The organism is Rhizobium sp. BT04 (genome assembly GCF_030053135.1).
Taxonomy (GTDB): Bacteria; Pseudomonadota; Alphaproteobacteria; order Rhizobiales; family Rhizobiaceae; genus Rhizobium; species Rhizobium binxianense.
Genome location: NZ_CP125651.1, coordinates 404,656 through 430,152, shown reverse-complemented (window position 1 = coordinate 430,152; position 25,497 = coordinate 404,656). Strand labels below are relative to the sequence as shown.

22 protein-coding genes and 2 pseudogenes are annotated in these 25,497 nt (G+C 60.1%); 14 read left to right on the top strand and 10 right to left on the bottom strand.

The window, feature by feature from the left end; genetic code table 11:
- Window positions 1-105 precede the first annotated feature (105 nt).
- Genes QMO82_RS07245 through QMO82_RS07235 form a run of 3 tightly spaced genes read left to right on the top strand, consistent with a single transcriptional unit; the run spans window position 106 to window position 3,134 of the window.
- Window positions 106-678, top strand: a complete 573-nt coding sequence (locus QMO82_RS07245; RefSeq protein WP_183609797.1) for a TRAP transporter small permease — start codon at window positions 106-108, stop codon at window positions 676-678.
- 4 nt (window positions 679-682) lie between these two features.
- Window positions 683-2,089, top strand: coding sequence for a TRAP transporter large permease (locus QMO82_RS07240; protein ID WP_183609798.1), 1,407 nt, complete (start codon window positions 683-685; stop codon window positions 2,087-2,089).
- A 10-nt stretch (window positions 2,090-2,099) separates the two neighbouring features.
- Window positions 2,100-3,134, top strand: coding sequence for an L-idonate 5-dehydrogenase (locus QMO82_RS07235; RefSeq protein WP_183609799.1), 1,035 nt, complete (start codon window positions 2,100-2,102; stop codon window positions 3,132-3,134).
- A 160-nt stretch (window positions 3,135-3,294) separates the two neighbouring features.
- Here QMO82_RS07235 and QMO82_RS07230 read toward each other — a convergent pair whose 3' ends face one another.
- Complete coding sequence (locus tag QMO82_RS07230) at window positions 3,295-4,197, bottom strand: LysR substrate-binding domain-containing protein (protein WP_183609800.1); 903 nt, start codon at window positions 4,195-4,197, stop codon at window positions 3,295-3,297.
- A 143-nt stretch (window positions 4,198-4,340) separates the two neighbouring features.
- Between QMO82_RS07230 and QMO82_RS07225 the strand changes: the two genes are divergently transcribed.
- From QMO82_RS07225 to QMO82_RS07180, 10 genes are all read left to right on the top strand, one after another.
- The gene (locus QMO82_RS07225) at window positions 4,341-5,102 is read left to right on the top strand and encodes an SDR family NAD(P)-dependent oxidoreductase (RefSeq protein WP_183609801.1); all 762 of its coding nucleotides are present in this window, start codon (window positions 4,341-4,343) and stop codon (window positions 5,100-5,102) included.
- Between the two features lie 44 nt (window positions 5,103-5,146).
- A complete protein-coding gene (locus tag QMO82_RS07220) occupies window positions 5,147-5,986 on the top strand; it encodes a transketolase (protein WP_183609802.1) in 840 nt (279 codons plus the stop codon).
- The gene (locus QMO82_RS07215) at window positions 5,983-7,020 is read left to right on the top strand and encodes a transketolase family protein (protein ID WP_183609803.1); all 1,038 of its coding nucleotides are present in this window, start codon (window positions 5,983-5,985) and stop codon (window positions 7,018-7,020) included. Before QMO82_RS07220 ends, QMO82_RS07215 begins: the two co-directional genes overlap by 4 nt.
- A gap of 70 nt (window positions 7,021-7,090) precedes the next feature.
- Window positions 7,091-8,095 carry a TRAP transporter substrate-binding protein gene (locus QMO82_RS07210; RefSeq protein WP_183609804.1) on the top strand — a complete coding sequence of 335 codons (1,005 nt, stop codon included), beginning with the start codon at window positions 7,091-7,093 and terminating at the stop codon, window positions 8,093-8,095.
- Between the two features lie 29 nt (window positions 8,096-8,124).
- Window positions 8,125-8,655, top strand: a complete 531-nt coding sequence (locus QMO82_RS07205) for a TRAP transporter small permease (RefSeq protein WP_183609805.1) — start codon at window positions 8,125-8,127, stop codon at window positions 8,653-8,655.
- Window positions 8,652-9,911, top strand: coding sequence for a TRAP transporter large permease subunit (locus QMO82_RS07200; RefSeq protein ID WP_183609806.1), 1,260 nt, complete (start codon window positions 8,652-8,654; stop codon window positions 9,909-9,911). Before QMO82_RS07205 ends, QMO82_RS07200 begins: the two co-directional genes overlap by 4 nt.
- Window positions 9,912-9,921: 10 nt before the next feature.
- Window positions 9,922-11,412, top strand: a complete 1,491-nt coding sequence (locus tag QMO82_RS07195) for a sugar ABC transporter ATP-binding protein (protein WP_183609807.1) — start codon at window positions 9,922-9,924, stop codon at window positions 11,410-11,412.
- Complete coding sequence (locus tag QMO82_RS07190; protein WP_183609808.1) at window positions 11,409-12,422, top strand: ABC transporter permease; 1,014 nt, start codon at window positions 11,409-11,411, stop codon at window positions 12,420-12,422. Before QMO82_RS07195 ends, QMO82_RS07190 begins: the two co-directional genes overlap by 4 nt.
- A gap of 47 nt (window positions 12,423-12,469) precedes the next feature.
- Window positions 12,470-13,450: a substrate-binding domain-containing protein gene (locus QMO82_RS07185; protein ID WP_183609809.1), complete on the top strand. Its 981-nt coding sequence runs from the start codon at window positions 12,470-12,472 to the stop codon at window positions 13,448-13,450.
- Window positions 13,451-13,514: 64 nt separating this feature from the next.
- On the top strand, window positions 13,515-14,408 hold the full coding sequence (locus tag QMO82_RS07180) for an amidohydrolase (protein WP_183609885.1): 894 nt from the start codon (window positions 13,515-13,517) through the stop codon (window positions 14,406-14,408).
- Between the two features lie 136 nt (window positions 14,409-14,544).
- Here QMO82_RS07180 and QMO82_RS33780 read toward each other — a convergent pair.
- Window positions 14,545-14,660, bottom strand: a pseudogene (locus QMO82_RS33780) (AraC family transcriptional regulator); the annotation flags it as partial.
- A gap of 24 nt (window positions 14,661-14,684) precedes the next feature.
- Here QMO82_RS33780 and QMO82_RS07175 point away from each other — a divergent pair.
- Window positions 14,685-15,216: pseudogene (locus QMO82_RS07175) on the top strand (HpcH/HpaI aldolase/citrate lyase family protein); the annotation flags it as partial.
- A 119-nt stretch (window positions 15,217-15,335) separates the two neighbouring features.
- Here QMO82_RS07175 and QMO82_RS07170 read toward each other — a convergent pair.
- The 8 genes from QMO82_RS07170 to QMO82_RS07135 form a co-directional block, all read right to left on the bottom strand.
- Window positions 15,336-16,991, bottom strand: a complete 1,656-nt coding sequence (locus tag QMO82_RS07170; RefSeq protein ID WP_183609810.1) for an alpha-keto acid decarboxylase family protein — start codon at window positions 16,989-16,991, stop codon at window positions 15,336-15,338.
- 142 nt (window positions 16,992-17,133) lie between these two features.
- The gene (locus QMO82_RS07165) at window positions 17,134-17,958 is read right to left on the bottom strand and encodes an MBL fold metallo-hydrolase (RefSeq protein ID WP_183609811.1); all 825 of its coding nucleotides are present in this window, start codon (window positions 17,956-17,958) and stop codon (window positions 17,134-17,136) included.
- Window positions 17,959-18,101: 143 nt separating this feature from the next.
- Window positions 18,102-19,118, bottom strand: coding sequence for a sugar phosphate isomerase/epimerase (locus QMO82_RS07160; RefSeq protein ID WP_183609812.1), 1,017 nt, complete (start codon window positions 19,116-19,118; stop codon window positions 18,102-18,104).
- Between the two features lie 128 nt (window positions 19,119-19,246).
- A complete protein-coding gene (iolE, locus tag QMO82_RS07155; RefSeq protein ID WP_183609813.1) occupies window positions 19,247-20,185 on the bottom strand; it encodes a myo-inosose-2 dehydratase in 939 nt (312 codons plus the stop codon).
- A 39-nt stretch (window positions 20,186-20,224) separates the two neighbouring features.
- Complete coding sequence (locus QMO82_RS07150; RefSeq protein WP_183609814.1) at window positions 20,225-20,713, bottom strand: hypothetical protein; 489 nt, start codon at window positions 20,711-20,713, stop codon at window positions 20,225-20,227.
- Window positions 20,710-21,828 carry a ferritin-like protein gene (locus tag QMO82_RS07145; protein WP_183609815.1) on the bottom strand — a complete coding sequence of 373 codons (1,119 nt, stop codon included), beginning with the start codon at window positions 21,826-21,828 and terminating at the stop codon, window positions 20,710-20,712. The genes QMO82_RS07150 and QMO82_RS07145 overlap by 4 nt, the downstream gene beginning before the upstream one ends.
- Window positions 21,829-21,928: 100 nt before the next feature.
- Window positions 21,929-23,800: a GMC oxidoreductase gene (locus QMO82_RS07140; protein WP_183609816.1), complete on the bottom strand. Its 1,872-nt coding sequence runs from the start codon at window positions 23,798-23,800 to the stop codon at window positions 21,929-21,931.
- A 96-nt stretch (window positions 23,801-23,896) separates the two neighbouring features.
- Window positions 23,897-25,330, bottom strand: coding sequence for a glycoside hydrolase family 15 protein (locus QMO82_RS07135; RefSeq protein ID WP_183609817.1), 1,434 nt, complete (start codon window positions 25,328-25,330; stop codon window positions 23,897-23,899).
- Window positions 25,331-25,497 lie beyond the last annotated feature (167 nt).

Here is a 25,497-nt window from a genome sequence, read left to right as displayed (position 1 = left end):
CAGCCGGATGAGGGGCAGGCGCCGCCGAGCGCAAGACGATGTCGACACGAAGGGCACGCGCCCCACACGCCGGGCCCTTCTTCCCCAACCCAAACAAGGCCGATCATGTCGCAAGAAATTCACACCCCCATCACGGCCGAGGAGATCGGCCACGAATTCGAAGGACACGCGCCGACCGCAAACGTCTCGGATTATGCCATCGAAGACTGGATCACGCTGATCGTCTTCTGGCTGATGGCGGGTTGCGTCTTCCTGCAGTTCTTCACGCGTTATGTGCTGAACGACAGCTACGCATGGACCGAGGAAATCGCGATCAACTGCCTGATCGGCGTCGTCTTTCTGGGTTCCGTCATGTGTGTACGCACCTCGCGGCATATCCAGGTGGATGTGTTCTATCACTATATGCCTGCAGGCCTGGCGCGCGTGCTCGCCACCTTCGTCGATATCGTCCGCATCGGCTTCTTCGCCTATGGCTGCCATCTGATGTGGCGTTATGTCGACATCGTCGCCGACGAGCAGATGGTCACCATCGACCTGCCGCGCAACATCGTCTTCTACTCCGTTCTCGTCGCCTTCGCGCTGATGCTAATCCGCGCGATCATCGTCTTCGTCGCCAATATCCGCCGCGGCTACTCCGTTCTGGAGCGCCCCGAAGAATTCCAGACCATCGAGGGGTGATCCGATGCTGCTGCTTCTTGGCTCGTTTCTGGTGCTGATGCTGGTCGGCGTGCCTGTCGCCATCTCGATGGCCGTGGCCTCCGTGCTTTACATCGTCCTCTACGGCGTCGCGCCCGACATCATCGTCGCCCAGCGCATGATCGCCGGCGTCGAAAGCTTCCCGCTGCTCGCCGTCCCCTTCTTCATCCTTGCGGGCAATCTGATGAATTCGGCCGGCGTCACCGGCCGCATCTATTCTTTTGCCGTCGCGCTGGTCGGCTGGATGAAGGGCGGTCTCGCCCAGGTCAACATCATCGGTTCCGTCATCTTCTCCGGCATGTCCGGCACCGCGCTTGCCGATGCGGCGGGTATCGGTACGATCGAGATCAAGGCGATGAAGGATCACGGCTATCCGGTCGAGGCGGCGGTCGGCGTGACGGCGGCTTCGGCCACGCTCGGGCCGATCTTCCCGCCATCGCTGCCTTTCGTGATTTACGGGATGATGGCGAACGTCTCGATCGGCGCTCTTTTCATGGCCGGCATCCTGCCCGGCGTCGTCATGACGCTGTTGATGATGATCACCGTCGCCGCCTTCGCCTATTGGAAGCGCTGGGGCTCGGACGCGCCGTTCGATATCAGGCAGCTCCTGTCGGCGGGACTGGAAATCGTCGTCGTCCTGGCGGTGCCCGTGGCCATCTATCTGCTGATGTTAGCTGGCGTATCGATGAATGCGGCGGCGGGACTTGCCCTTGCCGGGCTTCTCGCGCTCGACTGGTATTTCCGCTTCTCCGCCGTCATGGCGCTGATGACACCCGTGATCCTGATCGGCGGCATGACGATGGGCTGGTTCACGCCGACGGAGGCCGCCGTTGCTGCCGTCCTCTGGTCGCTATTCCTCGGCCTGGTGCGCTACCGCACGATGACGCCCTCGACGCTCGCCAAGGCAAGCTTCGATACGATCGAGACGACGGCATCGGTTCTCTTCATCGTCACCGCGGCATCGGTCTTCGCCTGGCTGCTGACGGTGAGCCAGGCGGCCCAGCTGCTCTCCGATGCGATCCTGTCGATCACCGACAACAAATGGGTTTTCCTGATCCTGGTGAACCTCTTGATGCTGTTCGTCGGCTGCTTCCTGGATACGATCGCAGCTATCACCATCCTCGTGCCGATCCTGCTGCCGATCGTCCTGAAGTTCGGGATCGATCCGGTCCAGTTCGGCCTCATCATGACGCTGAACCTGATGATCGGCCTGCTGCACCCGCCGCTTGGCATGGTGCTTTTCGTGCTGTCGCGGGTCGCGAAACTATCCGTCGAACGCACGACCATGGCAATCCTGCCCTGGCTGGTGCCGCTCTTCCTGGCGCTGATCTTGATCACCTTCGTCCCGGCCATATCGCTGTGGCTGCCGCAGCAGCTTGGACTGCTGAGATAGGAGCGGAGTAATGCAGACACGTCTGGCACGGCTTTACCAAAAGGGCGATCTGAGGATCGAAACCGCCGCGGTTACGGCCCCCGGTCCCGGCGAGGTCCTTCTCAAAATGGCGGCCGCAGGCATCTGCGGCTCCGATCTGCACTATTATCAGGATGGCGGCTTCGGGCCGGTCAGGGTTCGCGAGCCGATCATACCGGGCCACGAGGCATCGGGGACCGTGAGCCAAGCCGGCGAAGGCGTCGATCTGAAGGCCGGTACGCTGGTGGCGGTCAATCCCAGTCAACCTTGCGGGCACTGCGAATATTGCGACCAGGCAATGCCGATCCATTGCCTGGACATGCGCTTCATGGGCAGCGCAATGCGCCTGCCGCATGAGCAGGGCATGTTCCGGGAATGGTTGGTGGTGTCGGCCAGGCAATGCTTTGCGGCAGGCGCCGCGACAACTGCCGCAGAGGCGGCCTGCAGCGAGCCACTCTCCGTCTGCCTGCACGCTGCATCGCGCGCAGGAGATATTGCCGGCAAACGCGTGTTGGTCACCGGGGCCGGCCCGATCGGCGCGCTGATGGTCGCCGTCGCCTGTTATCACGGTGCAAGCGAGATCGTCGTGACGGATCTTGCCGATGCGGCGCTCACCAGAGCCAAGGCGATGGGCGCCAGCCGCACGATCAACGTCGCCAAGGATGCCCACGCACTTGCCGAATTCGAGGCGGGAAAGGGTTATTTCGATCTCGTTTTCGAATGTTCGGCCGCCGTCCCGGCGATCCGCAGCGCGATCGCCGCCATCAGGCCGCGCGGAACGATCGTGCAGGTCGGTGTCACAGGCGAGATCCCGATCCCTCTCAACGCCATTGTCGGCAAGGAGCTGCACATTCACGGAACGCAGCGCTTCCACGAGGAATTCGCCGCCGCCGTGGAGCTGATCTCCAGCCGCAAGATCGACGTGCGCCCGATCATCAGCCACAACCTGCCACTCGAACAAGCCGATGCAGCTTTCATTCTCGCCGGCGACCGCGCGGTCGCCTGCAAGGTGCAACTCATCTTTTAGAGCAATTCCAGCAAAAGTGTGAAGCGGTTTTGCGTCAGGAATTGCGTGAAAACAAAGAGCTAGAGCATTTTCGTGATTCGAAGAAAAACGGAAATGCTCTAAAGCGCGGTGCGGTGTCCGTCGCTGACGACGATCTCGATCGAAGCCGAGCGGCCGAACCTCACAAGGTTGCTACGGCAGCAGTCGAACGGTGCATGTTCTGTATGAGCCAATCTGCGAAAATTCGGGCCAGTCGCCGCTGCGTGCCGGTCTTCGGATAGGCAAGGTAATGTCCGATATACCTGTTGTCGCGAGACCCTGCCGAAAAGGGCCGCACGAGTTTTCCACTTTCGAGCTCGCGAGCGGCGAGGACGTTGGATTCGAGCGCCACGCCCAGGCTGTTGACGGCAGCGTCCAGGGCCAGAAAGCTTCTGTCGAAACTCATCGCGGGCGGTGGCGGAGAGCCGAGCTGATTGGCTTCGAACCAGTCGATCCACTGTATCCTTTTCAGGTCGCTTCTGATCAGGGGATGGCGCAGCAGGTCGCGCGGAGACTTGAGGCGCTGAGCTATCTCCGGTGAGCACATCGGAAAGACAAGCTCCTCACCCAACGGGATCACGATGAGATCGTCGCGGTTTTGCGGCTCGCCATAGACGATGTCCGCGTCGAACAGATTGTCGACGAAACGGGCATAGTTCGTACTGGCGGCGACCCTTACCTCGATGCCGGGATTCTCCTTGAGAAAACCCGGCAGACGCGGCGAAAGGACTTGTGCGGCGAAGCTCGGTGCACAGTGCAGTCGGAGCAGCTGAGCCTTTTTGGATGAAATAAGTTCAACACCGCGCCGCAGCTCTTCGAAAGCGTTCGACGCGTGCAGCAGCAGCGTCTGACCTGCAAGCGTGAGTGCAATGCTTCTTGTGCTGCGTTCGAAAAGACTCGCCCCCAGATCGCTTTCCAACCGCACGATAGCATGGCTGACAGCGCTCGGAGACAAGTTCAGCTCCTCTGCCGCTCGGCGAAACGAACCGAGCCTGGCGGCTGCTTCGAATATTCGCATGGCGGAAAGCGAGATCGTATTGAGCATCCGATTAGTGAAACAGATTCATCTACTGATGTAAACTTGGCGTTTGATGACTCCTCTCCGTTCGGCCAGAACTATGGCTGTCGCAGTGACGATCGCTGCAGGGAAGAGAACCGGACGCCGGGAGAGCGTCAGGAGGAGATCATATGCTTTTGGAAGGAAAGACCGCGGTCATTTCCGGCGCGGCAAGCAGGCGCGGTATCGGCCGTGCAACCGCGCAGCTTTTCGCCGAACACGGGGCCAGAGTGGCAATCCTCGACATCGACGCTGGCGCAGCCGAGGAAGCTGCCGCCACCCTGCCGACCGTTGCCGGCGGTGACCACATCGGTCTGCGTTGCGATGTGGCCGATAAGGCGTCCTGCGTGGCTTCCGCCGACGCTGTGGTCGCGACGTTCGGACGCGTCGATGCTTTGATCAACAATGCCGGTATAACGCAGCCTGTCACGACGCTGGAAATTTCCGAAGCGGATTGGGATCGCATCGTCGCGGTGAACATGACCGGCGTACTTTTTCTCAGCCAGGCCTTCATTCCGCAGATGCGCGACCAAGGCGGCGGCTCGATTGCATGCATGTCGTCCGTCTCGGCGCAGCGCGGCGGCGGGATTTTTGGCGGACCACACTATTCCGCGGCCAAGGCCGGCGTTCTCGGACTCGCGAAGGCAATGGCTCGCGAGTTCGGCCCTGCGGGCATCCGCGTGAACTCTGTCACGCCGGGACTGATCCAGACCGATATCACCGGCGGAAAGCTTACCGACCAGATGCGGGTTGATATCATCAAGGGCATTCCTTTGAGCAGGCTCGGTGAAGCGAGCGACGTCGCCAACATCTATCTGTTCCTGGCATCCGACCTGTCCGCCTATGTCACCGGCGCCGTAATCGACGTCAATGGCGGCATGCTGATCCACTGATCGCCGAGTGGAATCCCGGTGTCGTTGAAAGGCGCTATTCAAGAATGAGCCAGATTGGTCATAACATCAGCCTTGCCGAGCGCGCGCGACGAATTCGCCGCAACGCTTTGCGAATGGGCGAGGTCCAAGGCCAGGGCTACATCGCCCAGGCCCTCGGCGTGGCTGACGTGCTCGCCGTCGCCTATTTCCATGCCACAAACTACCGGCCGGAGGATCCGGAATGGGAGGGCCGCGACAGGTTCCTGCTTTCGATCGGACACTATGCGATCGCGCTCTATGCCGCCCTTATCGAGGCGAAGATCATCCCGGAGGACGAATTGGAGACATACGGCACCGACGAAAGCAGGCTGCCGATGTCCGGAATGGCCACCTACACGCCGGGCATGGAAATCACCGGCGGCTCTTTGGGTCACGGGCTCGGCATCGCCGTCGGCATGTGCCTCGCCCTCAAACGCAAGAAGTCGCAATCCTTCGTATACAACCTCTTCTCTGACGGCGAGCTCGACGAAGGCTCGACCTGGGAGGCGGCGATGTCGGCCGGCTCCTACAAGCTCGACAACCTTATCGGGATTGTCGACGTCAACCAGATGCAGGCGGACGGCCCTTCGCTCGGCGTCCTGAATTTCGAGCCGCTCGCTGCGAAGTTCGAAGCCTTCGGTTGGTTCGTCCAGCGGATCGACGGCAACGATATCAGCGCGCTGGTCAAAGCATTCGACGCCGCGCGTACTCACGCTGGGCCGGAGCCGCGCATCATCATATGCGACACGAAAATGGCGAAAGGTGTCCCGTTCCTCGAGGCTCGCGAGCGCAATCACTTCCTCCGGGTCGAGGCAGACGAATGGGCCGAGGCAATCAGGATCATCGATGCGGGAGTTGACGCATGAGGCGCTCGAAATACATCCGCCCGACGCATCTTTCGCAGGGAAGCGACCGGCCGCGGCTGACGACCTCGGCGATGATCGCCTCGATCGCGGGCGCCGACCAGCCGACGAAGCCGGCGCCTTTCGGAAACACGTTGGCGGCGCTCGCGGAAAAGGATGAGCGGATCGTCGGCATGTCGGCAGACCTTGCAAAATACACCGATCTTCATGTCTTCCGGGCGGCGCATCCCGACCGCTTCTACCAGATGGGAATGGCCGAGCAGCTGCTGATGATGTCGGCTGCGGGCATGGCGCGCGAAGGCTTCCAGCCATGGGTCACGACATATGCAGTCTTCGCCTCCCGGCGCGCATATGACTTCATCTGCCTGGCGATGGCCGAGGAGATGCTTGACGTCAAGATCGTCTGTGCACTGCCTGGCTTGACCACGGGCTACGGGCCAAGCCATCAGGCCACCGAAGACATCGCCATGTTCCGCGGCATGCCGAACCTGACGATCGTCGACCCCTGCGACGCGCTCGAGATCGAGCAGGCGGTGCCCGCGATCTCCGCCTACAAGGGGCCCGTCTACATGCGGCTCCTGCGCGGCAATGTTCCCCTTGTGCTGGACGAATATGATTACCAGTTCGAACTCGGAAAAGCGAAACTCCTGCGGGATGGGCGCGACACCCTGATCATTTCGTCGGGGCTGATGACGATGCGCGCGCTCGAGGCGGCCAAGGAGCTTCGCAAGGACGGCGTCGACGCGGCGGTGCTTCACGTGCCGACCATCAAGCCTTTGGACGAGGAAGCCATTCTGGCCGAGTGCCGCAAGAGCGGCCGCCTGGTCGTCGTCGCAGAGAACCACACTGTCATCGGCGGTCTTGGAGAGGCCGTGGCGGGCACGCTGCTGCGTGCCGGCGTCGCGCCTGCCGCATTCCGGCAGATCGCATTGCCGGACCAATTCCTGGAGGCCGGCGCGCTGCCGACGCTCCATGACCAATACGGTCTGGCGACCAGTCGGGTGACATCGTCGATCAGGTCCTGGCTGGGGACGTAGGGACGGGACGACCTCGGTTCTTTTCAGGAGGGGAGCCGAGTTTTGATGTAAGCACATAATGGAGGAGAAGATGAGCTTGCAGACCAACAGACGCAGATTTCTGGTAGCGACGGCGGCGGCCCTGGCTGCCCCCGCACTTCTTACGAGCGTGCGTCCGGCGCGGGCAGGCACGACATTGACATTGGGTCACGGCGCTGCTCCAGGCAATCCCCGGACGGTCGCCGCCGCCAAATTCGCGGAGCTCGTGGCTCAGAAGACCGACGGCCGTGTGAAGATCAACGTCGCGGGTGCTGAGACGCTCGGCAGCGACTCGGCGATGCTTACCAGCCTGCGCACCGGTGCGCTGGATTTTACCGCAAACAGCCAGGGCGCCACCTCGGCAATCGTGCCGGAGCTTGCCGCGCTTGGTCTGCCGTTTCTCTTTGGCGATACCGAGAAGGCGATCAGAGTTCTCGACGGTCCGGTCGGTGAGGATCTGAACAGGCGTTTCGAAGCCGTCGGCGTCGTACCGTTGGACTGGTGGGACAACGGAATTCGCCACCTGACGAATTCCAAACGCAAGGTCGTCGCCCCGAACGATCTCGCCGGCCTGAAGATACGCACGCCCGCGGATCCGATGACGATCGACATCTTCCAGGCTCTTGGAGCCGGCACAGAGCAGATCGCGTTCGGCGAGCTGTATATCGCCCTGCAGCAGGGCGTGGTCGACGGACAGGAAAACCCGCTCGCCAACATCGAGAGCTCGAAGCTTCACGAGGTCAACAAGTTCGTCAGCCTGACGGCACATAAGTGGGAGTCGACGCCCTTCCTGATGTCGAAGATCGCCGAAGCCCGGCTCGGCGCCGACTTCGACGCGGTCAAGGCGGCGGCGAAGGAGGCGGGAGCGCTGCAGCGGACGCTGTCGAACGAGAAGGCGTCCGAAGTTCTCGGCGCCTTCAGGAAGAACACGGCGATCGAAGTCGTGGACGTGGATCGGGAAGCCTTCGTGAAGGCGACCGCCGCTGTCGCCGAGAGCTGGAAGAAAAAGCCTTTCGGCGATTTCGTCAGCAAGGTTGAAGCGGAGGCAAAGGCCTGACCGGCCTTTGCCATGACGCGGAGTCATCTATGGAAAACGTGCTGAAGGCCGTCGATACGACGGCCGGCGCCATCGTCGCGCTGTCCCGTTTCGTCATCATCGCCAGCGGCATTGCGCTGACCGTGGTGACGACTGCCAATGTCCTTGCTCGCTACACGCTGCAGAGCGGCGGTTTCTCTTTCGCCCAGGAACTGCCGCTGCTGATCTTCCCGCTTTTCATCCTGGCGGGGATCGTCATCGCCGCGCAGGCGGGTGGACACATGGCGGTCGAGTGGCTGTACGACCAGCTTGAGGGGCGATTGCGGATCGCCGCCTTCGTGACCGCGAACGCAATCAGCGTGGCAGCCTTCCTCGTGCTCGGCTATCAGGCCGTCGTGGTCGCCGAGATCGCCGGCGTCGAGCACAGCCCGGTCCTGCAACTGCCCAACAGCATCGGATATTATGCGCTCGCTGTCGGTGCGCTTCTGGTGTCGATCGTGACCGTTTGTGCAACGCTACGTGTCTTGCGCCTCGGCTGGGAGCACCGGACGGTGATCGGATCCGGGGAGATGCCGCTATGACCCTTGTCATGATCATCTCCTTCTGCGTTCTCATGGTTCTGGCCGTTCCGGTCGGCTATGCCCTGATCATCGCGGCCGGCCTCGGCGTGCTGTTCAACGGTTACGTCCCTTTGTCGGTGGTGGCGCAACAGGTCTACGACCAGACGCAATCCTTTCCGATGCTCGCACTGCCGTTCTTCATGCTTGCTGGAACCCTGATGCTCGGCGGCGAGCTCGGCCGCCAGCTTCTCGAACTGGCGTCCCGCGCCATGCAGCGCTGGCGCGGCGGGCCACTCTCCACCACTGTCGTCTCCTCCGTCGTCTTCGGTGGCGTGTCCGGTTCGGCGGTGGCCAATGCAAGCGCACTCGGATCTGTCCTTATTCCCTGGCAGAAGCGCCAAGGCTTTCCGCCGGCCCTTTGCGCGGCCAACAACGCCACCTCCGCGGTCATCGACGTCCTCATCCCACCGTCGATCCCGATGATCCTCTACGCCCTAATCAGCGGCGTCAGCGTAGGCGACCTGTTCATCTCCGGAATCCTGCCCGGGCTGATGATGGCGCTCAGCTTCATTTTCGTCTGCTGGTTCATCTCCGTGCGGCGGGGTTACGAAGCGCAGGCCGTCAAGGTTCGCAAGCGGGATCTGGCGAAGCTTGCCGTTCAGAGCTTCCCGGCGATCATCCTGCCCATTCTGATTGTTGTCCTCCTGCGTTTCGGCTTTGCAACGCCGACGGAGGTCTCGGTCCTTTCGGTGGTCTACTCGCTCCTGCTCAGCCTGCTGTTCTACCGGGACCTCACCTGGAAGCGCTTTTGCGACAACATGGTGGAAGCCGGGGTCGCGACCGGCGTGGTCATGCTCGTCATCATGGGAAGTGCGGCCGTCGGCTGGGTGCTGACCTTCGACCAGGCCCCACAGCAGATGGCCGAGTGGGTGGCGACCCACATTTCCAGTCCCGTCGTCATCATCCTGATGATGAACATCCTGATGCTGATCGTCGGGATGCCTTTGGACATGCCGCCTGCCATCCTGCTGCTGGGGCCGATCTTCGTGCCCCTTGCCGACGCGATCGGTCTCGACCGGGTGCAACTCGGCCTGATGATGGTGATCAATCTCGGTATCGGGCTCTACACCCCGCCGATCGGCACGACGCTCTTTATCTCGTCGTCGATCGCCAAGGCGCCGCTGGGGACGACGACCCGCGAGCTGTGGCCGTATTTCGGGATGGCGATGCTGCTGCTGCTCGCCGTCAGCTTCATCCCTGCTCTGACGATCTACTGAAGGTGGGATCATGATGGAGACGCAAAATCCGGTTGTCAGTGTCAAGGGACTGACGAAGTCGTATGGGGCGACGTCGGTTCTCAAGGGCGTCGACTTCTCCGTTGCGCGTGGCGAGATCCACGCGCTGCTCGGAGGGAATGGCGCCGGCAAGTCGACGATGATCCGCATCATCACCGGATCGGCCTCGAAAGGGGACGGTGACATTACCTTCTTCGATCCGAGTGGAGCGCCGCGCACCGATGCCGAGGGCCGCGCCAGGGTAGCGGTGGTCCATCAGGAGCTTGCCCTTCTTCCCCACCTTAGCGTCGCCGAAAATATCACCTTGCCGCATTATCGCAGGGGTTTCGCAGCGGTGAAGAAAAGGCTGTCGATCGAGAAGGCGTTCGAAGCTTTGGCAATGATCGATACGGAGTTCGCAGCCAGATCCTTGCACCGGCTCGTGGAAGACCTCAGCCTTCACGAAGGCCAAATGGTCGAGATTGCCCGAGCGCTGTCGTCAGGCGCCGAACTCATTCTTCTCGACGAGCCGACGGCGAACTTGACGGCCGCGGAGACGGCTCGGTTGTTTGCCGTGCTTCGCCGTTTGACGCGCGAGACAGGGCTATCCGTCGTCTTCGTGTCGCACCGGATGAAGGAGATACGCCAGATCGCGGACGTCTGCACGATCATCCGCGATGGTCGCACCATCGTCGACCGCTTGGCGCTTTCTGAACTTTCCGACGTCGCGATCATCGAGAAGATGGGGCAGGTCGCTGCCTCGCATTCTGCGTCGAGCGGGGCCGTGGACCGGAACCGAATGAAGGGAGAGCCGCTGTCGATTCGGGAGGCGGATCTCGAGATCACGCTCTCTCCCGGAACGATCCTTGGAGTGGCAGGCGCGCCCGCCGGTCCCGCGTCGCTGATTTCGGCCCTGGTGGGGGCTGCTGAGGCGAAGCGTTGGACGGTGTCGCGCGCGGGCTGGCCGGAGCGCTTCGCTTCTCCTAGGAGGGCGACTGCGGCAGGAGCCGGTTTCGTCACCGGCGACCGGGCTCACAAGGGGATTCTCCACAGCCTTCCGATCATCGACAACGTGCTGGCGTCGCGCCGAGTTGTCCGGGGCACTGCGTTCATCTCAGGTGGCGAACGCCGGGAATGCGTGGACTTGCTGCAGGCTCTCAGCGTGAAGGCCGCCTCCATCTGGGATCTGCCCGCAACATTGAGCGGCGGCACCCAGCAGAAGTTGCTCCTGGCGCGGTGGCTCGGCTTGCCGTCGAGCCTGCTTGTGCTCGAAGAGCCGACGCGGGGTGTCGATATCCGCACCAAGAAAGAAATCTACCAGCTTATCCGGCAGATGGCATCGACGGGAACGATCATCGTGTGGTGGTCGACCGAGAATGCCGAGCTCCTCGATGTATGCGACCGGATCGTTGCATTCGACACCGAGGGTCGCGCCTCCGGCATCATCGAACGGCAGGACATGAGCGAGGACAGGCTCGCGGAACTGACAGGAATGGCGACATGATCCCAACATCGACCAACGAGGCACGCGCAGTGGAGCCGTCTCCCCAGGCTATCAAAAATCGCGACAGTCTGCTCAGTGCATACCGGACGGAAATCGCGATCGCAGTAGCAATGGTCATCCTGGCTCTTGCCGTCGGGTCGCAGGTTCCCCAGGCGCTGAGCTGGGGGAATTTTTCGAACATCACCCAGGCAGGTGCGCCGCTGATCATCATGTCGCTCGGTGTCCTCCTGGTGGTCATAACCGGTGGCATCGATCTATCCGTCGGCTCGGTCTTTTCGCTGACCGGCATGGTGACGGCGCAGGTCATGGCAAGCGGCTACGGCGGCATCACCGCCAGCCTTGCCGGTCTTGCCGTCGGACTCCTCTTCGGCTCCATCAACGGCTTCTTGGTCACGGTCGCGGGTCTCGCGCCGTTCGTGGTCACCCTGATCACCTTCGCCGTCGCCGGGTCGCTCGCCTTCATCGTCACCAATGGCCGCTCCATGCCCATCCCGGATCCCGACTATTGGCTGCTCAATGCCGGTAGCATCGTGCCCGGCATACCGAACTACATCCTGTTCTGCGTCGTCCTGCTGGTCGCCATCGAGATCTTCCTGAAGAAGGTCGTCGCCGGACGCTGGTTCTACGCCGTGGGCAGCAGCGCCGCGGCCGCCTATCTGCTGGGCATCCCCGTCAAACGCACGAAATTCTTCGCCTATGTCGCCTCGTCCCTTCTGTCGTCGTTTTCGGGACTGCTGACGATTTCCTACATCCTGAACGCGGAATCGACGGCCGGCGCCAGTCTGATGCTTCAGGCGATCGCGGCCGTGGTGATCGGCGGGGCGAGCCTTCTCGGCGGCACGGGAACCGCGGTCGGCGCCGTCCTCGGCGCACTGATGATCACGGTGATCCAGAACGGCGTCAATCTCATCGGTATCAACAGTTTCTGGCAGGGTTCCGTCACCGGCCTTGCCATCCTGATCGCGGTCCTGATCGACCGCTTCGGCAAGGCCCGGCGTAGTGCGGGCTGACAACCAGCAGCCGGTTGGTGCCGGCTCAATGAGGAGGAGGGAAAGACATGAAATCAAAATCTAAAATGAGACGCACCCTGGCGTTCGGCCTGGCTGCCCTCGGTATCGGACTGGCGGGTTCCGTCCATGCGCAGGATAAGAAGACCGTCGCCTATCTCGCGCCGTCGCTTGATATCTCGTATTGGCAGTGGGTCGGTTATGGCGTGAAGGAGAAGGCCAAGGAGCTCGGCATGGACTACGTCGAGTACACCTCCGAGAACTCCCCGGCCAAGCAGATGGACAATGCGCGCACCGCCGTCACCAAGGGCGTCAGCGCGGTCGTCATCGGCCCGGTGAGCTCGACCAGCACGCCGCCGCTGCTCGCCTATCTGAAGTCCCAGAACATTCCGGTCTCGTTTGCCGGTATCGGGCCTCAGCCCGGCCAGACCGACTATACCTCTGCGGTCACGGCGAACAACTACGAGACCGGCAAGGCGCAGGGCAGCTTCGTGTGCAAGCTTGCAAAGGAGCGAGGAGGAAACCAGGTGGGAGTGCTGTCGCTGCCCCAGGACCGAGAGAACGCCCAGAAGTACCTGAAAGGTGCCGAGGAGTCCTTCAAGGCCGACGGTTGCGAACTTGCGCAGATGCTAGAAACCCGCGGACTGACGGTCAATGAGGCCGTCACGCAGGCGAACGATATGCTGACGGCGCATCCCGACATCAAGGCGATCTACGGCATGTATGACGAGGCCGGGACAGGTGCTGCGAAGGTTCTTCAAACCCGTGGGCTGACCGGCAAGGTCGGTATCGCCGTCGCCGACGGGAGCCCGACGACGATCGCGCTGCTGAAGTCGAACGCCATCCAGGGCATCTTCTTCCAGGAAGCGGTGGGGCAGGGCATCGACGGGACTCAGCAGGTCTACAATGCGCTGACTGGCGCACCGGTGTCCAAGGACCTGGCGCTGGTCATGCCGCTTGTGACGGCCGACAAGGTGGACTCTCCGGAAGCCAAGGCGGTCATCGCGCGTGTCTTCCCGCCGAGCAACTGATCAGATGGAGTGCCGCCTCGGCGGCACTCCATCGCCAATCTCCAACGACCATGGAAACGAACAAATGGACGGCCTTCCCATCATCGATCCCCACTTCCATCTGTGGGACCTGAAAAACAACTACTATCCATGGCTGTCCGATGGTGTGAAGCCCTCGGCCTTTGGCGACTATACGGCAATCAACCAGACTTATCTGATCGGCGACTATCTCGCCGACGCCAAGAACCAGAATCTCGCAAAAGCGGTGCATCTCGACGTCGGCTACGACCCCAGGGATCCCGCCGGCGAAACGCGCTGGCTTCAGGGCGTTGCGGACCAACACGGCTTTCCCCATGGCATTGTCGGATATGCGGACCTGCGCAAGCCCGACGTTGGCGCGCTGCTCGACGAGCACATGCAGTTTGCCAATTTCCGAGGCATTCGACAGTCGATGAACTTCCATGACGATCCCGCCAAGACCTATTTGACCGAGCCGGAAGTAAGCCGCACCCCGGAATGGCGGCGGGGGTTCAAGGAACTGGCACGGCGGGAACTGAGCTTCGACCTGCAGCTTTACTATTGGCAGATGGAGGAGTTCCTCGAACTTGCCCGCGACTTTCCCGATGTTCAGATCATCCTCAATCACACAGGCATGCAGGTAGACGGACCTGATCACTTCGAGGGCTGGCGGAAGGGGATGAGGGCGTTGTCTCAGGCGCCGAACATCGCATGCAAGATCTCTGGCCTCGGGATGGGGGACTGGATCTGGACGACCGAGTCGATCCGACCCTATGTGGAGGAGGCGATCACTTTGTTCGGAGCAGATCGATGCATGTTCGCGTCAAACTTTCCGGTCGACAAGCTGTTTTCAAGTTATGACAGGATCTGGAATGCGTTCAAGGAAATCACACGGAATTATACGGAAGGCGAGCGCCGCGCGATCTTTCACGACAATGCTGCGCGCTTTTATCGGATCTGATTTCAGGCTGAGAGCGCACTTCTCGATCCTGCTTATTCGTCCTAGAAGTCTTGTGCCGTTTTGCGGCTGTAAGATCTCAGAGGCCTAACATGTGCTCGCCATTGAATCGCCTTGTCGTTTGCGATGGCGTTTCCCGACCTCCCTCAAGCGCACGAATGGAACGACTGAGGCCTCGGTTATGTTCTGCATGGTAATGGGCTTGCTGACGTTCGCATGCATAAATTCAACGGCTCGACGTATATGCCGCGGCGCGGACGGCAATGTCGAGCGCTACCGGGGCTGGCAGCCCGGCTGGTGGAACTCGGCGCCGATGCCGTCTTCGTCGACTGCGAACGCGGTAGCTGGAGCTTCGAGGATGTGCGCATGACGGCGCAGATCGTCCGCTCCGCCGACGGGGCGGCGATCCCGGCCGCATTCGCACGAGCGCCCGATCATCATCCGCTACCTGAATGCGGGCGCCGACGGGATCATGGTTCCGATGGTGGATACGGCCGAACAGGCGCGCGCCATCGTCGATGCCGTCCGCTACGCTCTTCCGTCCGACTTCGACAAGCGCCTGGTGGTGGCGATGATCGAGACGGTGGATGCCATCGACAACCTCGACGAGATGCTGAAGGTCGATGGCATCGACGTCTTCTTCATCGGACCTGGCGATCTCTCGCAGAATATGGGCTATCCGCCGGCTCCACCCTTCGGCGAGCCGCGGCCTGAAGCAGTGATGGAGAAGGTCGCGGTCGCCGTCGACAAGATCCGTGCGGCAGGCAAGATTACCGGCACGCTCGCCACCGCCGACGAACTGCCGCATTGGTGGGCTTTCCACCATTCGTTCAGTATCCCCGTGATCCAATGCTTGGATACTAAACATACGGCGTGGGGTAGCAGTCCAACAAGGACTGAAGCCGCAGAATTTCTGCGACATCGGCCATTCTAGTTTGCTTTCCAGTTCGCATTATCGGGGATCGACCGCTGCGGCACGACGACCTGGATGATGGACGGACTGTTCAGGTTTTCTTTGGCGCCGTTTATGGCCTCCCTCAGTTCGCCATAGGTGCCCACTTTCCAGCCTCGGCAGCCAAAGACCTCTGCCAACTTGCTGTAATTCCACCGGTGCAGGATGCATGAGTTGTAGAACGGTTTGTCGCCATGGAAAACCGATGCATCGGCAAGCCATTGCTCCACGCCATAGATGCCGTTGTCCATCACGAAGATGATCGGGTTGAGATTGAAGCGGGTTTGTGTCGAGAGGCATTGAGCGGTCATCTGAAACCCGCCATCCCCCGCAAAGACCATCAGCCTCTGTTGATTTCGCTTTGCCAGCGAAACCCCTGTCGCGGCTGGGCCAATATAACCGATCGCCGAATAGGATGATTGTACGATGAAACCGCGGCGAGCACCCACTTCAAGAAGCAGGCTCCCGAAATAATTCAAACTCGCATCGGCACCAACGATGGTATTTCGGTCGATCTGCGGCTGAATGAAATCGTAGAAGCCCTGATAGGTAATTTCGCCTGTGGAATTCACGACCGGCGCTTGCCGGGCCGTTTTCGCCGGAAGACTTTGAGCTTTGCACGTCAGCCTTTTGTCAATCAAGCCATTGACGAGATCCGCCAGCGAAACCTGTGCGTTGAAGATCGTGCCATATTTCACGGTATCCCAGGAGGCGAATGCGGTTTTATCGAGATCGATAGGCCAGCCTAAATCATTGATATCAGTCAACCAGGCGCCCAGCGCCAACACGAAATCGGAGTCTTTGACCAAAGACTGGACATAGGGTGACGACGATTTGCCATCGAACACCCCGGCAAATTGTACATCGTCTTCCGATAGGATGGCCTTGCTCAAAAGCTCGGTCACGTAGGGAATTTTAAGGTCCCGAATGAGCCGCTCCGCCTGGTCGTGAAGGCCAAACCGGTCGATCTCGACACCGATCCAGATCAGGGGCTTGGCGGCGTTTTGCAATCTTTCGCTGATTTGCGCGATCGACTGATCGAGACTGTCCTCGTCGGATATAACAGGCGCCGCTTTTAATGCATTCGACGGTCGCGCGCATTCCAGGTCCACCATATCCTCCAGCAACTCGATATAGACCGGACGTCTTTCCGTGATGCACTGCGTCAGCGCATAATCTATGAGCATTGGCGCAAGATGGGGGCTGTCGATGCGGACGGCAGCGGCCGTTATGTATTCGAACACCTGAAGATCGGTTTCCCGTCCGCTGATGAAGTGATGCGAACTGTAGCCGGTTTGTTCGAATGTGAGCGTCTTCTTGATGCTTGGCGCACCGTTGATCAGAACGACCGGCACCTTCTCGACGTAAGATCCGGCGATCGCATTTGTTGCGCAAAGCGAGCCTGCGGAATAGGTGACGCACAGCGCACCGATTCCTTTCAGTCGCGCATAGCCGTCGGCCGCATAACCGGCATTCAGTTCATTCACCTCTTCGATGACCTGAATATCGCTTTTCTCGACATAACTGTTCACCCATTCGATCGAATAATCGCCCGCTACGGAAAACAGGTGCCCCAGGCCCAGTTCGCGAAGTCTGTCGACCAGATATTGTCCAACCGTGTATGTGTCGCCCATGTTCCAACGGCTCCCCTGTTGACGACAATTGACGTGTAATAGAGCGCCGTGCGTCCTTTCGGACGCACAAAGGACGCTCTAACACTTTGAAATCTGCGCATCGTGCTTTCCGAAAATCGATTCCGATTTTCGGGCCGATGCGCTAGAACTCGCTCGCGTTATCGAATAAGCGCGGTATGTATATGTCGAATATGCCGGGGCATTTTCGCTCGGGAAATCTTTCCAGCAGGAAGTGCTTGAAAGCATCATTGGTGCGTCCGTTGCCGGCGGCCTCCAGGGCGACGGACAAATACTCTATATTTTTGGCAACCTCGTTTTTGTCGGCCGGGAAGCCGTGACCGGGAAGGAACAGGTCATAGTCGGACAGCAGCATACCCTGCAAAATCCCAATCCAATGCTCCATGTATTTCGTCAGATAAAGGTGCGTTCCGCTGTAGATTAGGTCTTGCGCAATAAAAACGCCCACGTCCGGGAGACCTATGGTGAGAAGAAAATCGATCTCCGTGTCAACGACTTCATCAAATAGGTATTTGACTCCGTCGATGATTTCCTCGCCGGCGCGGACAGTTCTTTCGGGAATGATCAGGCTCTTCGGAGCGAGATTGCCCAATTTCCAATGGTCATTCAGGGAATCCTCCCCATGCTGCTTCAGGAACTCTATCGTTTCCGGCAATGCATAAATCGGAATGTCGCCGAATGCGGCTCCCAGCCCGAACCAATGGTCGGGGTGCCTGTGCGACAGGTAGATCCGGTCGATTTTCTTGCCGATACTGTTGGCATATTCCCTGAATTGCAGCGCATAGGGAACGAGGAATTGCCCATCGACGAGAACAAGCTTGTTCCTGCTTTCGATGATGTGCGTTGCATTGGCGATATTGTCAGCCGTGAAAGCTGAAATGAAAGTATGAATGCGGACATCGCCTGCTCGCCTGACGATTTTAATGGGATCCGGCAATTGCGTGACCATAGGTATCTCCCTGATTGAAAGGTCGTTTGCTGAGGTTTGACGTTCACTCGGGCACGGCGGAGATGAGAGGTCCCCGGCATTCCTGGCCAACATTCCTGGGTTGTTTCCAACATTTGCGCGCCAACGCGCCATCACGGATGAGATCAACGGCCGCGGGACACAAGTTTCTCCTCCAATGTCTTCAGGGCCGCGCGCGCAACGTCGTAGGCGCTGTCGACGTTTGCCTCCGGCGCGTCCTCACTGGGCCGCCAGAAGCGTCTGCGCGTCATTCGCATCGAGCTCTCGAAGGGTGGAATTGCGTTGAAGACTTCGACGAGATAGGGGCCGGAATAGACCGGCTCGATTTCGTCCAGCATGATCTCCCAGGGAATCCAGCTATCTCTAACCGCGCCCCGGTCCGGCGCTGAGATGTGAACGTAGTTCAGCCGGTTCTGCTGTACGGCGCGGGCGACATTTTTCCTGAAGATTGCCGGCCCCTGGCTTTCCATCACGACCTGGGCTGTGTCGATCGTGACGCCACAGGTCGGAATGTCGGCGCTTTCGAGAAAATCCAGCGCTTCCGAGACCATGGTCGGCCCGGGCGTTTCCCAATTCTTGACGGGTTCGATGGCGAGCTTCACCCTCTTCCCGGCAGAATATTGCGCCAACTCCCGGAAGATCGAGGCCGCCGCCGCGTATCGTGGCTTCATCCAATCCTGAAGCGCGTCGCTCCAGATCCCTTCACCGTCATCCGTCAGCGGAAAGATACCATAGGGGTACAGGAACGGCCCCGACATGATCGTATTCTCCCCGCCCAGCACCGAGGTGATGTCGACGCGGGATTTGAGATAGGACAGAGCCTGCTTGCGCTGTTCCTCGTAGGGCGAGGTCGGATCGAAGGTTCGCGTGGTCCCCACATTGGTTGTGAACTTCACATCCCGGAAGCCGGCCCGATCGAACGTCCTCTTGAGGCTGATATAGCTTTCGACCTCAGCGTGATGACCGACATCAGCCGGTCCTGGGGCGATATGCACATCGAAGCCGGTGTAGCCGATCTCGGTAAGAGCTTTCAGATGTCGGACGAGAACCTGGGTATAGCCCGCGTCATTCGGCCTCAAATCCGCTGTAAACATAAAGAAGCTGAAATATATATCTCGCCTGCGTGCCTCTTCCATCTTCATCGCTCCAGCTGTCGCTATCCAGTCATGCGTGGTTCAGGATGATGTCTCGCCCGACACCGTCATGAGGCGAGATCCTTCCCCGCCTCCTTCACATCGCCATCGGGCTGAAACAAACGGTCCGCGCCGGGCTACCATCCGAGCAGCTTGCGCAGATATTCGCGGCCCATTTTCGCGTATTGCAGCGGATTGGCTTTGGCCGGGTCCTGCTCTGCCTCGACGCAGATCCAACCGGCGAAATCCGCCTCGGCCAACGCATCGAGGATTTCCGGAAAGGTCCCTATGGAGCCGTCACCCGGGACGGTGAAGATCCCCGCCTCGATCCCTTGCTGGAAGGACAATCCTTCTTTGTGAATCTTCTCAACCACCTCGCCGCGAATGTCTTTCAGATGAACATGCTTGATGCGGTGGGCGTATTTTCTGGCCAGCGCCAGCGGATCGACACCGGCAGCCGCCTGATGCGCGGTGTCGAGAAGCATGTTGACCAGGCGAGGATCCGTCTCGTCCATGAGCCGGTGGATCGCTTCCGTCTTCATCACCCCGGTCCCCAGATGCGGGTGGTAGCAGAGCCGGCGGTTACGGGCTCTGGCTTTCGCTCCGGCCTCATGCAGGCCGTCGATCAGCTGTCTCCACTGATCCTCGGAGAATTCGGGGCAATTCGGAAACAGGGCGACCGGAAGCGGATTGACCGCTCCGCCAAATTCGGCGACGACCAGATCGGCCCTGCGCGGATCGTCGCTGCCGCCTTCCATGGCTTCGAGGAAGTCGAGCTGAGCATCGACATTATCAAGCGTATGACGCTTCATCGCATTGATGGTGAAGTAAGTGCTCACCCAGGGCTCGGAAATCCGCAATCCCCTGAGTTCGAGGACAGGCCGCAATATTTTCGGGTCCGTCGGATATTTATGGCCGACGCCGCATCCGACATAGCCGGCGAGCGCCATTTCACTCAGAGCCTGCTCGTAGGGAATGCCGATGTCGATGTTGATGAAATCGTCATTCCACCAGAGCGTGGGGATGACACCGAGCCAGACCTTGGCAGGCGTCAGTCGATGCAGATGTGTCGTCATGGCAATGATCCAGTTCTTTGAAGACAAACAGAGGTGGCGTCAGGTCAGGTTTTGGAATGGAGAGCCGGAAAAAGCCGGAATTTTCGGCGGAAAGGCCCAGGAGCCGAAACCTGGCCCCTTGGCGCCCGCAGGGTGGGCTCCGATCGCCTTCCAGAGCAGACCCTCGACATAGGCATCGGGAGAAACGACGAAGGTGATATTCGCAGCCCTGGGGCCAAAGCGCTCCGTCCAGGCGGAGGACAGCTCGAACCAGGTGCCGGAATACCAGAGCTTGATCAGCGCACGGGCCACGTCTCCCAGCAATTCATTGCCCAGAATGGTCGTGCGCACTGCCTGGATACGGGCCTCACCTTCCGCCGGTGGCAGGGCGGAGAAGGCGGCCAGCAGCGCGTCGACGATCTCGCCGCCGACCACCTTGTCGAGCGTGGCGAGATAGCGGTCCGCCAGGCCCGTTCCCAGAAGATCGAAATGGGAGAAGGCCGTCAATTCCCCGGAAAGACCCAGAAATGCCTCGAAACGGTTGCTCATGCGTTCACCTCCGCCTGCCGGGTGGCGGCTGGCTGTTTGATGGCGCCGGGGATCTCATAAGTGGGGCTGCCGTTCTTACCGGGATGTTTCGGCAGGGGATTGCGGATGAGTTCGAGGATCATGTTGCGGAATTCGAACATCATCGGAACGGCTTCCAGCAGCAGGTTCGGCTGGCCGTTATAGGCACGTGTCAAAAGCTGGAGAAATTCGCCATAGCGCGTGTTGAAGGCGATAGCCGCCTCGCGCAGCTCCGAGCCTTCGAGTATGTCCTCCACTTTCAGGTTCTTTTTTATGGAATAGGCGCCTTCCCAATCGACCTGCAACTCAGGACCTGTGGGGTGGCCGGGCTGGTCGCCCTTCTGGTAGTAGCGGCCTTTGACCAGTTCCTCGAAACGATAGTAATGGGCCAGTTCGTGGTCGTCATCGTCGTAGATACCGCCACCGTCGCCCTCGCCCTGTTCGATGATGAGATCGATGGCTTCTAAGGCGCTTTTGAGATCGGTCACCGGAAACAGCTCGCCGCCGCCGGAGTAATAATATTCCGAGGTGATCTGGCGCGACCTGTCGCCGGTAAAGATAGTTGTGCCCGCCCCATGCGCTTCGGCTTCCAGGTATTTGATGCCTTCCGCGATGGCCGAGTAGAACTCGCCGATACTGAAGAAATGGAGGTCCTCATGGCTCGGATGGCTGGCAAGCACGGTGATATCAGGGGGAGTTTTGCGATATATCAGGCCTTTGCCGACGAGATGTTCAGGGCGCTGGGCCGGCCGCTCGATTTTCAGGAAAGTCGCCAGCGCCTCACGGCCGAAAGCCTGGATGCCGACCTTGAAATCGGTCTCACCGTCCGGCAGGGCGGCGGGATAGCGGGCGACGAAGTCCGCCCTGACAAGATCCGGCGTGCCGCCGATGGCATTGAGAACATTGGCCGCAATGGTCAGATGCAGCATTTCTTCCACGACGATCACGCGCAGAACCTGGGTCGCATCCTGGTTGACGCCGGGCTTGATCGAGTAAAGCGCCGTCAGATACGGCGGAATCGTCGCATGTTCGAGCTGCATTGCCCGGTAGAGAAACTCTTTCAGCTCATCGAGCGTCTTAATACTGAAGGAATACATGCTCAAGCTCCAGGAAAGATAAGTTGGGTGCAGAGGCCGGCTTCGTGTCGCTTGCGTCGAGCCCATCGGTTCGTTCCGCGCAGCGGAAGCCGGTCTTCGTTCAATGCAGAGACTTCAGAATGTCGCGGCCGCTGCGGAAGCACATGGCGGCCAGCGTCAAGGTGACATTGGCCGTGCCGATCGTCGGCATGCTGCCGCCGCCCACGAGATAGAGGTTTTCGTGGTCCCAGCTGCGCTGGTTCTTGTCCACGACGGAATTGGTCTTCGTCGTTCCCATGATATGGGTGCCGGCCAGATGATTGCCGCCGCGGATCGCATAGCCTTGCCCCTCATAGGCCACATAGCCGAAATCGCTAGGGTCGTATTGGGTATGATCCTGCGCGCCCAGACGCGTGAAGACGGTGCGCGCAAACTGGCGGCCATAGGCGGCACCCTTCATGGTATATTCCGGAACCGTGAAAGACAGGATGGGCCGCATGTTGCCGAGAGCATCGGTATATTGCGGATCCACCGTGATGCGGTTGCTTTCGACGGGCATGACCTCGATCATGAATGCCAGCAGCAACTGCCGTGACACCTGGTCGATCATGCCCCGCCGAAGATCCGCCCCGTAGAGGTTGCGATCATCCACCAGTTCGAGAAGGTCGGAGGTCGGCGCGCCCGTGGCCCAGCCCCAACCGTCATTATGGATATCGATGGCGAAAGCGGCCTGTTTTTCCCGGAACGGGCCGTCCCGCAGGTCCACGATACCGCCCGTCGAACTGGTTCCGCGCATCGTGCCGCAGATTTCCGGCATCAGCGCCCAGTTCAGCAGGTAGGCGTGGTCCATCAGATTGCGTCCGACAAGACCGCTGGTGCTACGCAGGCCGGAGGCCAGCATAAGACGCGCCGTTTCGATGGCGCCTGCCGCAAGCACGAAGACCTTGCCTTTGACGGTGATGGTCTCGTGAGCAGGTGAGGCCGGGTCCTTGTAAATCTTGACCTCGAGAGAGCGGACTTTCCCGCTATCCGGATCGATGTTGACCTTCGATGCGACCGCCTGTGGCAACAGTTCGACAAGCCGCTCGCCCCATTTCCCGTTTGCCGCGAACGCCTTGGCAAGCGTTTTGCCGGAGTGGTAACGCGCTTGCACGGGACAGAGCGGTACGCAGTTGGTGTTGCCCTGGCAGCGGCCGCCCTCTTCGACCTGATGCGTATCGACTGCACCGATGGGACGGTAGCCCTTCCCACCGTCATAGGCCGGGTTTGGTATGCTGTTGCGCCCCTGCGGATAGGGCCTGACCTTCAGGGGATAGGTCTTGTCGTAAAGTTCGACACTGGTGCCTTCGATGCCCTTGTTGACCCGCTGATCCAGATAGGAAAGCGGCAGGCCGCGCATGGGAAAGACATAGTCTTCCGCGAAGGTCTGCCCCAGATATTGCTGATCTTCGACATCTGCCGATACGCCGATTTCCCGCTCGGCCAGGCGGTAATCATCCTCGACTTCCTCAAAGCTCAGCGGCCAGTCCAGCCCTTGGCCGAAAATGCTGCGCGTCTTGAAATCCGAGCGAAGCAGGCGAGGCGTTTTCGCCTCCCAATGCATGGTCGTTCCGCCGAAAATACGGGTATATGTCGTGTCGCTGACATAGGGGCCGGATTGAACGATATAAGTCGAGCTATCGGTTTCCCCCGCCTGCAGTTTGCGAAGCTGCGGGCTGCGGGGCATGGCCGCGTTCGCATTCAGCGGAAACGGCGACTGGTTGTCCTTGGAGGCCGCCGAATAGAACGTCGTCAGCAGATTGTCGTAGCCTTCCAGAGTGCTGTTGGCACCGGTTCCGGCTTCAAGGATAAGGACACGCTTGCCCGCCTCCGCAGCCTGCTTGGCAATGATTGCTCCGGAAATGCCGCTGCCGACGATCACGATATCGTATTCGCCAGAGGCTGCGACGGTCTTGGCATCGGCTTTTATCGCGGATTCGAGGGGAAAAAGCACGTTGGTCCTCCATTATTCCCGGAAAGCCGCATCAGGCTTTGCGGATCATGCGGTTTGGGACTCAATCGAGATTTCAGGCCGGACGGCCTGAAGTCGTCACGATCTCGGGCCGCGGGAGTTTCGGGGTTTGGACTTGGCAGCGGCCGGGGCGGCGGCGGAACGGGCTCTGACTGCCGAGAGAAAGGAGGCGTAGCTCCAGGTGAGGTTCCGGACGCTTTTCTCGTAACCAACGGTTCCATCGAACTGTTCGCTGAGTTCATAGTGATCGCTGTGATAGACGATGGCGCGCAGCATGACGTCAGACGAAGCCCGCAAGGCAGCTGACGCGTCGGCGGCGCTGCTGGATGCGCCAAGTCCCAGTTCCGCGAAGAAGGGCTCGGAGAACTGATCGAGGGGGATGGCGCCGCTGGCCTCGATGGCATTGGCAAGCCGATATTGAAACTCGGCGAAGTTGGCGGTGCACAGAGCCCAGGGATGCCCGCCGACCACCGGAGCCGCCACATCGCCATCGTAGTGATCGCCAGGATAGCGCCCGAAGAGTGGTCCGAGCCCTTTGGCCGCGTCGGCGCCATTGATCGGGTAATAGTTCGAAGACGAGGGATCCGCCCACTGGCGCCGCAGGATGGCCGCCGTTGCCAGAAGCCTGGTATCGGTCGGGTCGATCCCGCCATAGCAGACCGAAGAGACGATATCGATGTTCGCGTCGTAACCGGCTTGCTCCGCGGCATCCAGAATGCTCACATAGAGCTGCCCGTTCCAGTGGGTGGCCAGCTGGCTTTCCAGCCAGGAGATGGCATCGGCTACCCCCGCAGGCACCGCTATACCGATCGTGTTTGTGGAAATTTCCCGGAAAAAGCGCAGCTGTACCGCCCTTGCGAAAAAGGAATAGCCCTCATATTCCTCCCAGAGATTTGTGGTCTTGTTCTGGTAAACTTCGAGAAGATAAGAGAGGTTGGTCTCGACCAATTGTTTGGCGATCGTCTGCGTGGCGCCATCCAGCTGATCGAACACGGTCAGGATCGCAATCGACTGAATGGCCGGTCCGTCATTCTGCTCCGACCATGGACGAACCTCGCCGGTGATGGTGAAGCAGGCGTGGCCAAGTGTGACGGTCGCGGAATTCTTCGCATTCGCCTGACAGAGCGCGGCGAAGTTCACGTAGTCGACCAGGCTCGGCGAAACCCCGCCCGGAACGGGCAGCAAGCCGGCAAGTGCGATCTCGATGGCCGTAATGGCCCCATCGCGGACCCAGTTGAAAACATAGTCCTGGTCGACACCAGGCGTGTTCGCTGGATAGGAGGGTGCGGCGATGACGCAGCCCGGGGCCGAAAAGACGCCGGGCGATGCCGGATCCTCGATGACATAACCATCGCTTGTGATGTTGCGCATCATCAGAAGAGAAAAATAGCGCGACAATGCGACCAGATCGGTCTGGGCGAAGGCGGGCCGCGGTTTGACTGCAGGCGCATTGGCGCCGATATGGGCCGGGTTAGCAACTGTCGTTGGCTCATTCCAAAACGCAACTGTCATGGCGGACTCCGAAATCGGTTGAGACTTGCCGGGACCGGATCGAAAAAATAGGTGGTCCCGGATGAGGGAAATATCGTGGCCGAATGGGTGGCGTTACTTTCCGTACAGCATGCCGCTGCTGAAGCTCCGATCAGAAGGATGGTTGAGTATCTTATTTTTATCAACCT

Coding starts and splice junctions, on each gene's coding strand:
- QMO82_RS07160 (WP_183609812.1), bottom strand. CDS start 19,118: ATGAAGATGGAAGAGGCACGCAGGCGAGATATATATTTCAGCTTCTTT.
- QMO82_RS07225 (WP_183609801.1), top strand. CDS start 4,341: ATGCTTTTGGAAGGAAAGACCGCGGTCATTTCCGGCGCGGCAAGCAGG.
- QMO82_RS07185 (WP_183609809.1), top strand. CDS start 12,470: ATGAAATCAAAATCTAAAATGAGACGCACCCTGGCGTTCGGCCTGGCT.
- QMO82_RS07135 (WP_183609817.1), bottom strand. CDS start 25,330: ATGACAGTTGCGTTTTGGAATGAGCCAACGACAGTTGCTAACCCGGCC.
- QMO82_RS07145 (WP_183609815.1), bottom strand. CDS start 21,828: ATGTATTCCTTCAGTATTAAGACGCTCGATGAGCTGAAAGAGTTTCTC.
- QMO82_RS07205 (WP_183609805.1), top strand. CDS start 8,125: ATGGAAAACGTGCTGAAGGCCGTCGATACGACGGCCGGCGCCATCGTC.
- QMO82_RS07215 (WP_183609803.1), top strand. CDS start 5,983: ATGAGGCGCTCGAAATACATCCGCCCGACGCATCTTTCGCAGGGAAGC.
- QMO82_RS07150 (WP_183609814.1), bottom strand. CDS start 20,713: ATGAGCAACCGTTTCGAGGCATTTCTGGGTCTTTCCGGGGAATTGACG.
- QMO82_RS07170 (WP_183609810.1), bottom strand. CDS start 16,991: ATGGGCGACACATACACGGTTGGACAATATCTGGTCGACAGACTTCGC.
- QMO82_RS07230 (WP_183609800.1), bottom strand. CDS start 4,197: ATGCTCAATACGATCTCGCTTTCCGCCATGCGAATATTCGAAGCAGCC.
- QMO82_RS07165 (WP_183609811.1), bottom strand. CDS start 17,958: ATGGTCACGCAATTGCCGGATCCCATTAAAATCGTCAGGCGAGCAGGC.
- QMO82_RS07195 (WP_183609807.1), top strand. CDS start 9,922: ATGATGGAGACGCAAAATCCGGTTGTCAGTGTCAAGGGACTGACGAAG.
- QMO82_RS07235 (WP_183609799.1), top strand. CDS start 2,100: ATGCAGACACGTCTGGCACGGCTTTACCAAAAGGGCGATCTGAGGATC.
- QMO82_RS07220 (WP_183609802.1), top strand. CDS start 5,147: ATGAGCCAGATTGGTCATAACATCAGCCTTGCCGAGCGCGCGCGACGA.
- QMO82_RS07200 (WP_183609806.1), top strand. CDS start 8,652: ATGACCCTTGTCATGATCATCTCCTTCTGCGTTCTCATGGTTCTGGCC.
- iolE (WP_183609813.1), bottom strand. CDS start 20,185: ATGACGACACATCTGCATCGACTGACGCCTGCCAAGGTCTGGCTCGGT.
- QMO82_RS07180 (WP_183609885.1), top strand. CDS start 13,515: ATGGACGGCCTTCCCATCATCGATCCCCACTTCCATCTGTGGGACCTG.
- QMO82_RS07245 (WP_183609797.1), top strand. CDS start 106: ATGTCGCAAGAAATTCACACCCCCATCACGGCCGAGGAGATCGGCCAC.
- QMO82_RS07240 (WP_183609798.1), top strand. CDS start 683: ATGCTGCTGCTTCTTGGCTCGTTTCTGGTGCTGATGCTGGTCGGCGTG.
- QMO82_RS07190 (WP_183609808.1), top strand. CDS start 11,409: ATGATCCCAACATCGACCAACGAGGCACGCGCAGTGGAGCCGTCTCCC.
- QMO82_RS07210 (WP_183609804.1), top strand. CDS start 7,091: ATGAGCTTGCAGACCAACAGACGCAGATTTCTGGTAGCGACGGCGGCG.